12 protein-coding genes are annotated in these 13954 nt (G+C 63.3%); 10 read left to right on the top strand and 2 right to left on the bottom strand.

Features of this window, described 5'->3' with window-relative positions:
• Positions 1-2: 2 nt before the first annotated feature.
• The 10 genes from FFA61_RS07175 to FFA61_RS07130 all read left to right on the top strand — a co-directional run bounded on the left by FFA61_RS07175 (position 3) and on the right by FFA61_RS07130 (position 11557).
• On the top strand, positions 3-956 hold the full coding sequence (locus tag FFA61_RS07175; protein ID WP_005963470.1) for an ABC transporter permease: 954 nt from the start codon (positions 3-5) through the stop codon (positions 954-956).
• Between the two features lie 2 nt (positions 957-958).
• The gene (locus FFA61_RS07170; RefSeq protein WP_040314068.1) at positions 959-2998 is read left to right on the top strand and encodes a dipeptide/oligopeptide/nickel ABC transporter permease/ATP-binding protein; all 2040 of its coding nucleotides are present in this window, start codon (positions 959-961) and stop codon (positions 2996-2998) included.
• Positions 2998-3816: an ABC transporter ATP-binding protein gene (locus FFA61_RS07165; protein WP_005963474.1), complete on the top strand. Its 819-nt coding sequence runs from the start codon at positions 2998-3000 to the stop codon at positions 3814-3816. The genes FFA61_RS07170 and FFA61_RS07165 overlap by 1 nt, the downstream gene beginning before the upstream one ends.
• Entirely contained in the window at positions 3816-4730 is a 915-nt protein-coding gene (locus FFA61_RS07160; RefSeq protein WP_005963476.1) for a dihydrodipicolinate synthase family protein, read from the top strand. The genes FFA61_RS07165 and FFA61_RS07160 overlap by 1 nt, the downstream gene beginning before the upstream one ends.
• Positions 4731-4797: 67 nt before the next feature.
• A complete protein-coding gene (locus FFA61_RS07155) occupies positions 4798-5757 on the top strand; it encodes an ROK family protein (protein WP_005963478.1) in 960 nt (319 codons plus the stop codon).
• A 74-nt stretch (positions 5758-5831) separates the two neighbouring features.
• Entirely contained in the window at positions 5832-6509 is a 678-nt protein-coding gene (locus FFA61_RS07150; protein ID WP_005963480.1) for an N-acetylmannosamine-6-phosphate 2-epimerase, read from the top strand.
• A gap of 40 nt (positions 6510-6549) precedes the next feature.
• Positions 6550-8232 (top strand): alpha/beta hydrolase fold domain-containing protein, encoded by a 1683-nt coding sequence (locus FFA61_RS07145; RefSeq protein WP_005963482.1) that lies wholly within the window; start codon positions 6550-6552, stop codon positions 8230-8232.
• Positions 8233-8277: 45 nt separating this feature from the next.
• Positions 8278-9051: a glucosamine-6-phosphate deaminase gene (gene nagB, locus FFA61_RS07140; protein ID WP_040314075.1), complete on the top strand. Its 774-nt coding sequence runs from the start codon at positions 8278-8280 to the stop codon at positions 9049-9051.
• Between the two features lie 295 nt (positions 9052-9346).
• A complete protein-coding gene (galE, locus tag FFA61_RS07135; RefSeq protein WP_005963485.1) occupies positions 9347-10402 on the top strand; it encodes a UDP-glucose 4-epimerase GalE in 1056 nt (351 codons plus the stop codon).
• Between the two features lie 24 nt (positions 10403-10426).
• A complete protein-coding gene (locus tag FFA61_RS07130; protein ID WP_005963487.1) occupies positions 10427-11557 on the top strand; it encodes a UDP-N-acetylmuramate dehydrogenase in 1131 nt (376 codons plus the stop codon).
• Positions 11558-11796: 239 nt separating this feature from the next.
• Here the strand turns inward: FFA61_RS07130 and FFA61_RS07125 are convergent, their stop codons facing one another.
• Together FFA61_RS07125 and FFA61_RS07120 are read right to left on the bottom strand one after the other, a co-directional pair.
• Positions 11797-12921: an adenosine deaminase gene (locus FFA61_RS07125; RefSeq protein WP_005963489.1), complete on the bottom strand. Its 1125-nt coding sequence runs from the start codon at positions 12919-12921 to the stop codon at positions 11797-11799.
• Positions 12921-13751, bottom strand: coding sequence for an alpha/beta hydrolase (locus tag FFA61_RS07120; RefSeq protein ID WP_005963491.1), 831 nt, complete (start codon positions 13749-13751; stop codon positions 12921-12923). Before FFA61_RS07120 ends, FFA61_RS07125 begins: the two co-directional genes overlap by 1 nt.
• Positions 13752-13954: the final 203 nt, after the last annotated feature.

Below are 13954 nucleotides of genomic sequence, written 5' to 3'. Positions count from 1 at the left end.
CAGTGAATAATCTGTTGAGATTAATCGGGCGCCGCTTGGTCGCGTTGCCCATCATGATCATCGGCGTATCCTTCCTCGTTTTCTTCATCATGTCGCTCTCACCGATCGACCCGGCCTATTCGGCCCTCGGTGAGACAGCGAGCCCCGAAGCACTCGAGGCCTACCGAGTCGAGCACGGACTCGACAAGCCCTTCTTCGTCCAATACGGCCTCTACCTCCTGGGAATGCTGCACGGCGACCTCGGCACCTACGGTGTCGGCACCTCCAACAAGGTCTCAGACCTCGTCGCCCAGGCCCTGCCCGTCACCCTTCAGCTGACCTTCCTCGGACTCTTCTTCGCGATCCTCCTCGCCTTCCCCCTCGGAGTTCTCGCCGCCATCTACCGCGACCGCTGGCCCGACCAAGTGATCCGCGTCATCTCGGTCGTCTCGATCGGCACCCCCTCCTTCTGGCTCGCCGCCCTCCTCGTCCTCGGCTTCGTCGGTAAGCTCCCCGTCTCCGGAGCGCTTCCCGCCTTCAGCGAAGACCCGGGAGGCTGGTTCCTCAGGATGCTCCTTCCCGCGATCGCCCTCGCAGTGCCCGTCGTCGGACAGATGACGCGCGTCGTGCGAACCTCCATGGTCGAAGAACTCGACCGCGACTATGTGCGCACGGCCCTGGGCGCAGGCATCCCCAAGTGGATCGTCGTCGCACGCAATGTTTTGCGCAACGCCCTCATCACCCCGATCACCGTTCTCGGTCTGCGCATCGGCTACCTCATGGGCGGCGCAGTCGTCATCGAGATCATCTTCGCGATCGACGGCATGGGCAAAGCAGTACTCCTCAAAGGAATCCAGGAAAACTGGGTGACCCTCGTGCAGGGAGGCGCCCTCGTCGTCGCGATCGCCTTCATCGTCGTCAACATCATCGTTGACATGCTCTACCTCCTCATTAATCCGCGTATTAGGTCGGTGTGATGATGACTCAGAAAGAAAAACTCGCGAAGGTGAGCCAGCCGGGCGCGCGCTTCAGCCGGATCGGCGCCATGTCGCTCGGCTCGAAGCTCGCCATGGGTGTCCTGGCCTTCATGGTTCTCATCTCCGTACTGGCGCCCCTCATCGCGCCCTACTCTCCCGAAGAGATCTTCACCAAGTGGACCGCCCCCTCGGGCGAGCACCTCTTCGGCACCGACCACGTCGGGCGCGACATCTTGAGCCGCGTCCTGTACGGCGGCCGCTTCTCGCTCATGATCGGCCTCTTCTCAACCCTGATCGCCCTCTTCTTCGGCGCCATCATCGGTTCGGTCGCGGCAGTCGTGCGCAAGTCCATCTCCGAAGTCATCATGCGAATCCTCGACATCGTCATGGCCGTCCCCGGCATCGCGATGGCCGCGGTCTCCGTCCTCGTCTTCGGACGCGCCCTCCAAAAGGCCGGTAACGTCTCCGCCCTCGTCTTCGTGATCGTCTGCTCCATAGCCTTCGTCTACATTCCCCAGCTCTCGCGAATCGTTCGCGCGAACGTCATGGCGGCCTACGGCGAGGACTACGTGCGAGCAGTCATCGTCGCCGGCGCCCGCGCCCCCTGGATCCTCGTCAAGCACGTCATGCGCAACACCGCCGCACCGGTCCTCGTGTTCGCCACCGTGCTCGTCGCAGACGCGATCATCCTCGAAGCATCCCTGACCTTCATCGGTTCGGGCCTGCAGGCGACCACCGTCCCGACCTGGGGCAATATCCTCTCCGAAGCATCCTCGAACCTGTCAGTCATGCTCGGCTACTGGTGGACCGCCTTCTTCCCAGGCGTCTTCATCATGGTCACGGTCCTGTGCCTCAACATCTTGTCCGAGGGCATCACCGACGCCATGGTCGCAGCCCCCAAGGGCCCCGCAGTCGCTCAGGTCTCCTCCGGAGCTCAGCGCGAGGCCGACCGTCTCCTCCTCGACCCGCGCCGCGCCTACGCAGAGCAGGCCGAGTCGCTGCAGGCGAGACTCGACGCCCTCGAAAAGGTCGAATCCGCACGCGATGATCGCTTCGAATCGACCTCGACCGAGGCGCCGCTGCTCGAAGTCAAGGACCTGTGCATCAAGTTCGACAACCACGGGGACGTCAATGTCGTCGACCACGTGTCCTTCTCGGTTCGCCCCGGGGAGACCATGGGCCTCGTCGGCGAATCCGGCTGCGGCAAGTCGATCACCTCACTGTCGATCATGGGGCTCATCAGCCCGAAGTCGACCCTGTCGGGCGAGATCCTCTACCAGGGCAAGAACCTCTTCGACATGTCACCCGATGAGCGCCAAAAGCTCCTCGGCCACGAAATGGCGATGATCTACCAGGACGCCCTGTCCTCGCTCAACCCCGCCATGCTCATCAAGACTCAGATGAAGCAGCTCACCAGCCGCGGCGGAACCCGCTCGGCCGAAGAACTCCTCGAACTCGTGGGCCTCGATCCCAAGCGCACCCTGGAGTCCTACCCGCACGAGCTCTCCGGCGGTCAGCGCCAGCGCGTCCTCATCGCCATGGCACTGACCCGCGACCCGAAGCTCGTCATCGCCGATGAGCCGACCACCGCCCTGGACGTCACCGTCCAGAAGCAGGTCATCAAGCTCCTCAACGAGCTGCGCGAGAAACTCGGCTTCGCCATGATCTTCGTGTCCCACGACATTGCGCTCGTCGCGGAAGTCGCGCACTCGATCACCGTCATGTACGCCGGCCAGGTCGTCGAACAGGGCCCCACCTCGGAGCTCCTCGAACACCCGACCCACGAGTACACCCGAGGCCTGCTCGGTGCTGTTCTCTCCATTGAAGCCGGCTCTGGTCGACTCCACCAGGTCCCGGGCGTCGTGCCTTCGCCCCGCGATTTCCCCAAGGGCGATCGTTTCGCGCCGCGCTCCTCGCACCCGGACTATGGCCTGGATATTCGACCCGTCCTTACCGAGGTCAGCCCCGGTCACGTGTACGCGGCCCTCCCGCCGCGCCCCGAGGGCGATGAAGCGTCACGCAGTGCAGGGGAGGAGAACTGATGAACGCCACCGAAACCCCGATCATTGAACTCAAGGACGTTGAAGTCTCTTTCACGTCACGAACGGGTTCCCTGTTCAAGCCCAATAAGGTGCACGCCGTGCGCGGCATCAACCTGTCGGTCCTTCGCGGCCAGACCCTCGGCCTCGTCGGCGAGTCCGGCTGTGGCAAGTCGACGACTGCGAATGTCATGTGCGGCCTCGTCGCCCCCACTGCCGGGAAGGTGTACTTCAACGGCGAAGAGGTCACGAAGCGCACTGCGCAGGCTCGACGCAGGATCGGCCGCGTCGTCTCCGTTGTCTTCCAGGACCCGGCGACCGCGCTCAACCCGCGCATGATCGTGCGCGATCAACTCGCCGACCCGATGCGGGTCCACAAGATCGGAACAGAAGAGGAACGCCAAAAGCGCGTCATGGAACTCATCTCCATGGTGGGCCTGCCCTCTTCAGCACTCGAGACTCTGCCCGGACAGCTCTCCGGCGGTCAGCGTCAGCGCGTCGCCATCGCCAGAGCCCTCTCGCTCAACCCGGATGCGATCATCGCCGACGAGCCGACCTCGGCTCTCGACGTGTCCGTTCGAGCTCAGGTCCTCAACCTCCTGACCGATCTCAAACGCGAACTCAACCTCGCGATGGTCTTCATCTCTCACGACATTCAAACGGTCCGCTACATCTCGGACCGCATCGCCGTGATGAATAAGGGCCTCGTCGTCGAGGAAGGGCCCGCGCGCCAGCTCCTGGAGAACCCGAAGGATCCCTACACCCGCACCTTGCTCGGTGCAGCGCCCTCGCTTCTGCACCCGACACTCGAAGGAAAGTGATGACTGCCCCTATCCGCGGCGTCGTTCCGCCGCTTGCAATCCCCCACAAGGATGGAAAGCTCGACACCGTTTCCCTCAAACGGCACATCAACCGGATGATCGATGCGGGCATCCACGCCCTCTTCGTCCTCGGCTCCTCCGGTGAGGTGGTCTTCTCGACCTCCCAGCGTCGCGGGGAGATCCTCGAGGCGACACAGTCGATCGTCGAGGGACGCATCCGCGTCATCGCGGGTGTGATCGACACGGAAACCGATCGGGTCATCGAACACATCCGTCAGGCCGAGTCCTTCGGCGTTGACGCGGTCGTCGCGACGGCCCCCTTCTACGCCCTCCAGGGCGAGGCGGAGATCTACCGGCACTTCCGCACTCTTCGCGAGGCAACGGATCTGCCCCTGTGGGCCTATGACATTCCGGTGTGCGTCCACACGAAGCTGAGCAACCGTCTCCTGATGGACCTTGGCACGCAGGGCGTCCTCTCGGGTGTCAAGGACTCCTCAGGCGATGATGTGGCCTTCCGCTGGTTGGCCCGCGCGAACGAGGAAGCAGGCCACCCGCTCCAGCTCCTCACCGGCCACGAGGTCGTCGTCGACGGCGCCTACATGAGTGGCGCTGACGGGGCGGTTCCCGGACTGGGCAACGTCGACCCGCACGCGTATGTGCGCATGTGGGATGCGTTCCAGGCTGGGGACTGGGAGAGGGTCCGCCAAGAGCAGGATCGTCTCGCCGATCTCATGCGGATCGTCCAGGTCTCCGGGGTTCAGGGCTTCGGCGCTGGAATCGGTGCTTTCAAGACCGCTTTGAAACTCTTGGGCGTTTTCGACACGAACGACATGCCGACCCCCGTCAAGCCCCTCGAGGGTGAGAACGTGGCCTGGGTCGAAAGCGTTCTGCGTCAAACGGGAATGCTCGATTGAGTCATGTGGGCCGGGGGCCGCGTTAGCGGCTTCCGGCCCACTAAGCGAATACTCCAAGGAGCTCATAGTGTCTGAAGAACTGAAGGCTTCGTCCTTCCCTCTCCTGGCCCTTGACATTGGTGGCACCAAAGTCGGCTGGGCCATCATCTCCCTTGTCGGCGAGGAGCTCTTAGTCACAGAGTCGGGGAGCATCCCCACCCTGGCGCTCGAAGGCGGAGCCGAGGTCGCCTCCCGAATCTGCGAACTCGTTGCCTCCACCTCCTCCTCGTTCCCCGAGATTAAGGGTGTCGCGGTCGCCAGCGCCGGCGTCGTCGACCCTCGAACGGGGAAGATCGTTTCCGCAACGAACACAATGCCCGGATGGGGCGGAACCGATTTGGGTGATCTGCTGCGCGAAGCCAGTGGGCGCCCCGTGTGGATTCTCAACGATGTGCACGCCCACGGTCTGGGCGAAGCCCGCCTGGGTGCGGGAGTGGGACACGATACGGTCCTATCCGTTGCAGTTGGCACCGGGATCGGTGGGGCCCTCATCCACGACGGGGAAGTCGTTTTCGGCAGTCACAATCTCGCCGGCCACCTCGGACACATCCACCATCATTTCGCGCCCGAGATGCTGTGCTCTTGCGGGCGCATGGGACATATCGAAGCGTTTTGCTCGGGCTCGGGAATCACCGCCTGGTACGAGGCGCGGCGCAGCACGCAAGACCCAAAGGCTCTTAACGGACGTCGACTCCAAGAACTCGCCGACTCCGGCCACCCACTCGCAGCGGCGTGCTTCACCGAATCCGCCTATGCACTGGGGGAGGCCCTCGGTTCCCTCGCGAACTGCGTGGACCCCGCGATCATCGTCCTTTCTGGTTCGATGACCCGCTCCGGCGAGGCCTGGTGGGCTTCTCTTCGTGAAGGCTACAGGGCCTCTGCTATGAACGCCGTCGCCGATCTTGAGATCGTGGCGGGTTCTCTTGGCTCAAACGCGCCCCTTCTGGGAGCCTTCATCCACTATCTCAATCAGATCGCCTCTTCCTGAGACGACAACCCGCCGCACCGAAACACCCGCTGCATCGCATCATCTGGAGCAGCGACACACTGTGGGAGGACACCATGCACGAACTCATTGAATCCCTGCGCGGAAAGCTCATCGTCTCCGTCCAGGCTTACCCGGGTGAGCCGATGCGCCACCCCGAAACCATGGCCCAGATCGCCCGCGCCGCCCAGATTGGTGGAGCCGCCGCCATCCGCTGTCAGGGTCTTGCGGATATCTCCGCGATCAAGGGACGCGTCGAGGTCCCCGTCATCGGCCTGTGGAAGGAAGGCCACGAGGGCGTGTACATCACCCCGAGCCTGCGTCACGCTCGCGCCTGCATCATGGCCGGTTGCGATATCGTCGCGATCGACGCGACTTCGCGTCCTCGTCTTGATGGACGCACTTTCGCTGAGACCTGCCAGATCCTCCACGAGGAGAGTGCTCTCGTCATGGCTGACTGTGGCTCTTTCGAGGATGCAAAAGCGGCCTACGAGGCCGGGGCAGACATCATTTCGACCACTCTCGCCGGATACACGGGCGATCGTGAGAAGAGCGTGGGCCCCGATCTGGAGCTCCTCAAGGAGATCGTTGCCGCCTACCCGGATGCCGCCGTGATCTGCGAAGGCCGTATTCACACGCCTCAGGATGCGGTTGAGGCCATGAACGCGGGTGCTTTCGCTGTTATCGTCGGCACGGGGATCACGCATCCGACGTCGATCACCACCTGGTTCAAGGACGCGGTCGAGAAGCGCTGAGGCCCGTCGAGACGCGCCGAGTGACAAGGATTTTCAGACGATGACCTGTCGTTACCTCGTGTCAGGAGCCCCTGAGCGCGGCAGCATCATTGCATTCGCCGACCCCGATGGGGAAGCGCAGGCCCCTGAAGGATTGCGTGAGCGTTTCGAGGATCAGTGGCGGGTCATCGTCTGCGAATCCTTCACAGCTGCGAACTCGTCTGCCGCGCTCGCCGAGAGGCGGGGTTTTTCGCCAGAGCTTGTGGGGAGTAAAGATTCACTGGAAGAGCACCCCGGGAGTCAGGGCGCGTCCGATTCCTTTGGTGAGGACGCTCCGAAACCCATACCCGAGGACGAGGCGGCTGCCTGCCGTTTCGTCATGGAACGTCTCCTCAACGCCCCCGTGGGGGCGGCCATCCTCTATGGGATTGGACAGGGGGCCAGGCTCGCCCGGGCGGTGGCCCGTGAGCTTCCCCAGTGCGTCCTCGCCCTCGTCCTCGATGAGGCGCCCGAAAGTGGAGCGCCCGGGGGCGAGGGGCCTGGGGCCGCGATGCCCGCGCATGAGGCGCTCGCGAACGCCGGGGAAGCGAGAAGCCCCGGAGCCTTCAACACAGGACATACTCAGGGAAGTACTCCAACACCCGGGGCAACCACCCGCGCAATCCCCCTTCTCACGGGCAGGGACATCCCCTGTCTCATTGGCGAAACCGCCCACGACCTCGAAGCCGTGGCCGCTTTCCTCGAAGAAGCCTGCCCCGCCTTCCCCCTCGCACGCCCCTACTACGAATCCGAGCAGGCGCTCAAAGCCTTCGCCGACCCGGAGATGGGGCGGCGCGAATACCGTGAATCGCGCGAGTTCACGGCCCGGAACTTCACCGCCCCGCAACTGCCCGAAGGATTCTCGCTCGCAGTCGAGGATTTCAACGGAATCGAATGCCGGGTCATGGGATACGAAGAGCGGGAAAGCTCCCTCGTCTTCTTCGTCGTCCACGGGGGCGGCTACATGCTCGGGGAGGCCCGTTACGAAGATCCTCGCAATATCGATCTCATCACGGACTTCTCTTCGGCCCTATTGGCCGATAAGAGCTGCGGAGTCATCACGATCAGCCCCGAGTACCGCCTCGCACCCGAACATCCCTTCCCCGCGGGCCGAGATGATGTACTCACAGCCCTGAGAGAGACAATGCGACGCCACCGGGGCGCGCCGCTCTTCCTCATGGGAGATTCAGCCGGGGCCGGCCTCGTCTACCAGGCCCTCCAAGCTCTTGAAGATGAGGAACTTGCGAGGGTCAGCGGAGTGCTCGCCCTCGAACCCTGCCTGAATCCGCTGCTGGTAAGCGCTTCCTCCTACGACTACCGGGATGCTCCGGTGTGGCCGCGGCCCACCGCCGCGATCTCCTGGGGCCACTATCAGGCGGGGGGAGCGCAGCCGTGGCAGGTGTGCCCGCCGATGGGGCGCGACCGTCGCCCATTTCCGCCGATCTACGTAGCGGTCAACACTGCGGACCTCTTGCGAGACGAAGCCGTGTCCTGGGCTTGGGACCTGGTGCGCAGCGGAGTCGCAGTCGATCTTCACAGTTTCGCAGGGACGGTCCACGGGTGGACCACCGTGCCCCCGACGAAGACATGGGAACGGATGAAGGACACAATCCGTTCCTTCATCACAACATGCCTTGAATCGGCTAACGCCCATGCGGAGCACAGGGCTGGGGAATCATCTTGTCCAGCCGAACAACACCGATGAGGATAGGGCCTAGAGTTGGCCTGTCGCCAAAAGAAAGGAATGACGATGCGCATCGCCATCGTGAACAATGAAGAAGAAATCGCACGCCTCGCCGCTGATCGCGTGTGCGAGGTCTACCGTGACAAGCCGAACTTCGTTCTCGGCCTTGCGACCGGATCCTCTCCGATCCCGCTCTACGATGAGCTCGTTCGCCGCTACGAGGCAGGAGAGATTTCCTTCGCGCAAGTGCAGTCCTTCAACCTCGACGAGTACGTTGGCCTGCCGAAGGACCATTTCGAGGGCTACGCGAACTTCATCCGCCGTCACCTCGTTGGCCGCGTCGACATGGCCGAGGGCGCAGCACACGGCCCCGACGGCTGGTGCGAGGACCTCGATGAGGGGGCGCGCCTGTACGACCAGGCCATCAAGGATGCGGGCGGCATTGACATCCAGGTTCTCGGCATCGGCTCCGACGGCCACATCGGCTTCAACGAACCCGGTGGTTCCCTGTCCTCTCGCACCCACGTGGGAGTCCTGACGGAGCAGACCCGCCGTGACAACGCGCGTTTCTTCGACGGCGACATCGACCAGGTCCCGACCCACTGCGTCACCCAGGGCATTGGCACGATCATGGATTCGCGCGCTCACGTCTTCATCGCGACCGGCAAGGGCAAGGCCCAGGCTGTCAAAGAGATGATCGAGGGAGGCGTGTCGCAGCGTTGGCCCGCGACCGCCCTGCAGTACCACAATGATGTTCTCGTCATCATCGACGAGGACGCGGCTTCGCTCCTTGAACTCAAGGACTTCTACAAGGAGGTCTGGGCGAAGGAGAACGCCTGAGATCTGTGAGGAGGGGGCGCTGGCGCTGCCAGCGCCCCCCTTTCTTTGCGCCCTCGACCTCTTCACGTGCCTCCTCTGTCGCGAGTGGAGGCTGTGGCGAGAATTGGGACCACAGGGCCGGGGCACTGGCAGGAGGCCAAGGGGATCAGACTCTGTGCCGATCAGCGCAGAGGCACTCCAGCATCGCCGAAACCCCTCAGAGTAGGATGAAAAGAGACGACACCGGGCTTCGTGGCACCGAGCACGAGCTTCGAGGCCCGAGGAGTTCTCGATCTGCGCGACTGAAAGGCACAACATGGCTTCACAAAAGAGCACGGTCCTCGTCACCGGCGGCATCGGTTACATCGGCTCACACACTCTCATTGAATTGGACGCCGTCGGCTTCGACCTCGTCGTCGTTGACAACCTGGTGAATGCGAATGAAACCAGTCTTGCGCGCATAGAGAAGATCATTGGCAAGCCTCTCCCGTTCTACAAGGTGGATACTCGCGATGAGGATGCTCTCGACGAGGTCTTCTCCCGCCATCACATCGACCAGGTGATCCACTTCGCGGGTCTGAAAGCCGTTGGCGAGTCGGTGGAAAAACCCCTCGAATACTACGAGAACAACATTTCCGGCACCCTCGCCCTCCTCAAGGTCATGCGCGCGCATGAATGCACATCGATCGTGTTCTCCTCTTCAGCAACCGTTTACGGCGATCCGGCGTTCATTCCGATCACAGAGGAATGCCCCAAAGGAATCCCCACGAACCCTTATGGCTGGACGAAGTGGATGATCGAGCAGATGCTCATCGACATCGCGAAGGCAGACCCGAAGTGGAACGTCGTCCTCCTGCGCTACTTCAACCCGATCGGTGCCCACGAGTCCGGTCTCATCGGCGAAGACCCGAATGGGATCCCGAACAACCTCGTCCCCTACATCGCCCAGGTCGCCGTCGGCAGGCTCGAAGCTCTCCAAGTGTTCGGCAATGACTACGACACCCCCGACGGCACGGGCGTACGCGACTACATCCACGTCGTCGATCTTGCGAAGGGGCATGTCAAGGCCCTCGAATGGATGCAGGGGCGCAACGGCTCAGAAGTCTTCAATCTCGGCACCGGCCAGGGTTACTCGGTCCTCGAGGTCCTCCACGCCTTCGAAGGGGCCTGCGGACGCGAACTGCCCTACGTGATCCGCCCTCGCCGAGCCGGAGACATCGCGACCTGCTATTCGGATCCGAAGAAGGCCGCCGAGATTCTCGGCTGGAAGGCCGAGTTTGGCATTGAGCGCATGTGCGCGGACTCGTGGCGCTGGCAGTCGATGAACCCCAATGGCTACGCCTCCTCAGACGCCGCATCCGCCACCCGTTGACATCACCCGATTCAAGGATCCCCCATGACGATTCCGACTCTTGCCGAGCTGACGACCTTCCGCGTCGGGGGCCCGATCCGCGACTACCTCGCCACAGATGATCGCGCCGCCCTCATCGACGCGATCAAGAAGGCGGACGAGGCCGGGACACCCCTCCTCGTGATCGGCGGAGGATCGAATCTCCTGGCCTGTGACGAGGGCTTTGAGGGGCTGGTCGTGAAGGATCTGCGCTCCGAGATCCACATCGAGCAGACTCCGGCATCCACCAGAGCGCAGGCGGAACCGCACGATCCTGAAGGGCCTTGCCGAGCCACTCGCCGCGTGACGGCAAGTGCTGGAACGACTTGGGACGAGTTCGTTGACTGGAGTCTCGATGAAGGCCTTTCCGGCCTCGAAGCCCTCTCAGGGATTCCTGGAACCGTGGGTGCCGCTCCCGTCCAAAACATCGGTGCCTACGGCCATGAGCTCGGTGAAACTCTGCTCGAGGTGCGGGTGTGGGATCGACACAAGAAACAAGAGGCAACCCTTGGCGCCGAGGAGCTCGCCTTCGGATATCGCGAGTCCATCATCAAACGCTCCATCCACACGGGCGATGAGAATGGGAGACTCTGGGGGCCTTCGGGCCGTTGGATCGTCCTCGAAGTGACCTTCCTCCTCGAAGTTTCCCCTCTGTCATCCCCGGTCCTGTACCGTGAGCTCGCCAAGCGCCTCGGCATTGAGCAGGGGGAGCGCGCCGAGGCTCGGATCGTCAGGGACACTGTTTTGGCGCTTCGCCGCACGAAGGGCATGGTCCTCGACCCCGAGGATCACGACTCGTGGAGCGCGGGCTCATTCTTTACGAACCCGATCCTCTCTCCGCAGGCGGCCGAACTCCTCCCCGCCGAGGCGCCCCGCTTCCCAACAGCAGATGGACGTGTCAAAACTTCCGCCGCGTGGCTCATTGACCATGCGGGCTTCCCGAAGGGGTATTCGATTCCTGGGGCTCGCGAGGGCGGGGCCGCGCTGTCTGGCAAGCACGTGCTCGCCCTGACGAATCGGGGGCAGGCGAGTGCAGCAGAAGTTGTGGAGCTGGCGCTTAGGGTCCGAGAAGGGGTGGAGGAGCGTTTCGGTGTGCACCTCGTCCCTGAGCCGCTCGCCCTGGGGATCACGTGGTGAAGAGCTGAGGCGGGCGCTTCACTACTCGCTCTTAGGATCAGACGGCACAGCTTCACCGCTTGCCCTCGCGGATCACATGGCGAGGGCAGCGCTAGGAGCTTCACTACTCACCTTCGCGGATCGTGCAGTGGGCGCTTCACTACGTGTCCTCAGGATCAGGTGTAAGCCCGGTCGCTCTGCCTGCCACAGTGAGCCTCCGGCAGCCGTAGGAGGGATCAGACCTTTCGTCAGCGGCGGCATCACACATTGAAATCAGCGCCGGGTGCTTCGCTCGACACCCACTCCTCGATTCTGGCGTACCACCTGCGCTTCGAGGACTGCGAGGCAAGCGAAGCCGCGATTGATTGGCGCGCCAGGTCGGCGAGCTGACGATCCGATAGGGCGAACACCTCGCGGGCATTCGCATACTGTTCGAGCAGACGCGAGTGGAAGAGAAGGGGATCATCAGCTCCCAGGGCGATCGTCGCGCCGCGCCCCATGAGCAGTGGCAGTGGCACCGAGCCGAAATCCTGATACACCCCTAGGTGAACATTCGATGTGGGACAGACTTCGAAAGCGATTCCCGCTTCGATGAGCCGGTCCAGGAGTTCTAGGTCTTCGCTTGTTCGGACACCATGTCCGAGTCGGTGCGGATTCAAAGAGGTAACGACCTCGCGAACAGACTCGGGGCCGAGCAGTTCACCACCGTGGGGCAGGGCCGCGAGCCCCGCTCGTCGGGCGATGCCGAAGGCCGCGGAAAAAGCCGAGGTCTGGCCCATTCGCTCGTCATTCGACAGTCCGAAGCCGACAACTTCACCGGGACCGTCTCCTGCGTATCGGGCGGCCAGACGGGCGAGAGTCCTCGCATCCAGGGGGTGCCGCATCCTCGAGGCCGCCACGATGACGACGACTTCGACTCCGGTCCTGGCCGATGCGAGTTTCGCCTCGTCCAAAACAATCTCGAGAGCGGGGGTGATGCCTCCGACCCAGGGGGCGTAGGAGGTCGGGTCGACTTGGATCTCCAAGCGGACTGAGCCTTCCGCGGCCTCGTCCTCGGCGGCTTCGCGCACAATGCGACGCATGCTCTCCTCCGAGCGAACAAGGTGACGGGCCGCGTCGTAGGAGCGCTGGAAACGGAACCAGCCCCGCCCATCGGCGGGCACTTTCAAAGGATCCACATCGAGCAGATGAGCGGGCAGGCGGATCTCCTGTTCGAGCGCCATATCCACGAGGGTCTGCGGGCGCATCGCGCCGGTGAAGTGCAAATGCAGATGCGCTTTGGGGAGTAGGCGCAGCTCGCGCCTGTTCGGCGGTGTTGCAGGCGCGGTGGTGAGGACCGGCTGAGCGGGAAACTCGGGTCCGCGGATACGAGGAAGCGGAGGCATTAGTGCATGTCCAGCCACGCGACAATGTCACGGATGAGACCGGGACCTTCGGGCTCGTTGAGGACTTCATGGTAGGCGCCGTCAATGATGCGCAGGTGGACATCCGCATCGGGGTTCGCAGCGAGCACCCCTTGAACGAAGGCGCGCGAGCCATTGAGGGAGGCGAGGGTATCCGCATTGCCGTGCAGGACGAGCATGGGGGTCTTGACCCGCTCTGCGCGTCGCAGGGTCTTGTCGCCTTGGAGGATCATGGTTGTGGCGGTGAGGAGCGGGGCGCCGCCTGTGTAGCACAGGGGGTCGGCGTCGAAGGCCTCTTGGACGCGTGGATCTCGCGAAAGGGCAGAAGGGGAACCCGGTTGACGAGGCGGCGTGATGATCAGTCCGGGTGCGAGGCGCGCTAGGGGCAGCAGAGCTCGGGCCGAGGACGCGGGAACGTCGGGGAGAGGCCGCAGGGCGGGGCCGGTGAGGACCGTGCCGCTAAGGTTTTTCGGTTCCAGGATTGTTGAGGCAGCGGTGATCAGGCCTCCCATGGAGTGTCCGAAGAGGAAGAGGCTGTCCGTGCGCGAATGGGCGAGGGCGATCCTGCGCGCGTCGAGGTGGTCTGTGATGAGGGCTCCCACGTCGACGCGCGAGCGTGGGCCTGGTGCGGTGCCGTGGCCGTAGTGGTCGTAGAAAGCGATGTCGTATCCGGCGGCGAGGAGGGCTTCCTGAAGTGGCAGATATCGTCCGGAGTGTTCGGCGTATCCGTGGCATAGGAGCACGCTTCCTTTAGGGGTTTCGAGGTCGGCGCGGCGGTAACGGATCTCCATTGCTCCATTATGGCTGTTCATGCGTCCCTCGTCCTTCTCGCATTACCGAGGGCGCTGAGCGGAGCTTGGCCAGGGAGGGGCTCACAGTGGAGGCGATGATGGGCGGTGATGAGTGGAGGGTTTAGCGGTGTGTGGAGGGGCTATACCCCCTCCACTTGTCGTGAACCCCTCCATTCAGGGGAGGGAATCACAATGGGCGGGGGTCCTTCAGAGGAGATGAACCG

This window comes from Schaalia cardiffensis F0333, from assembly GCF_005886435.1.
Taxonomy (GTDB): Bacteria; Actinomycetota; Actinomycetes; order Actinomycetales; family Actinomycetaceae; genus Pauljensenia; species Pauljensenia cardiffensis.
Note: the sequence above shows the minus strand (reverse complement) of the source record. Positions and strands in the feature narration are given on the sequence as shown.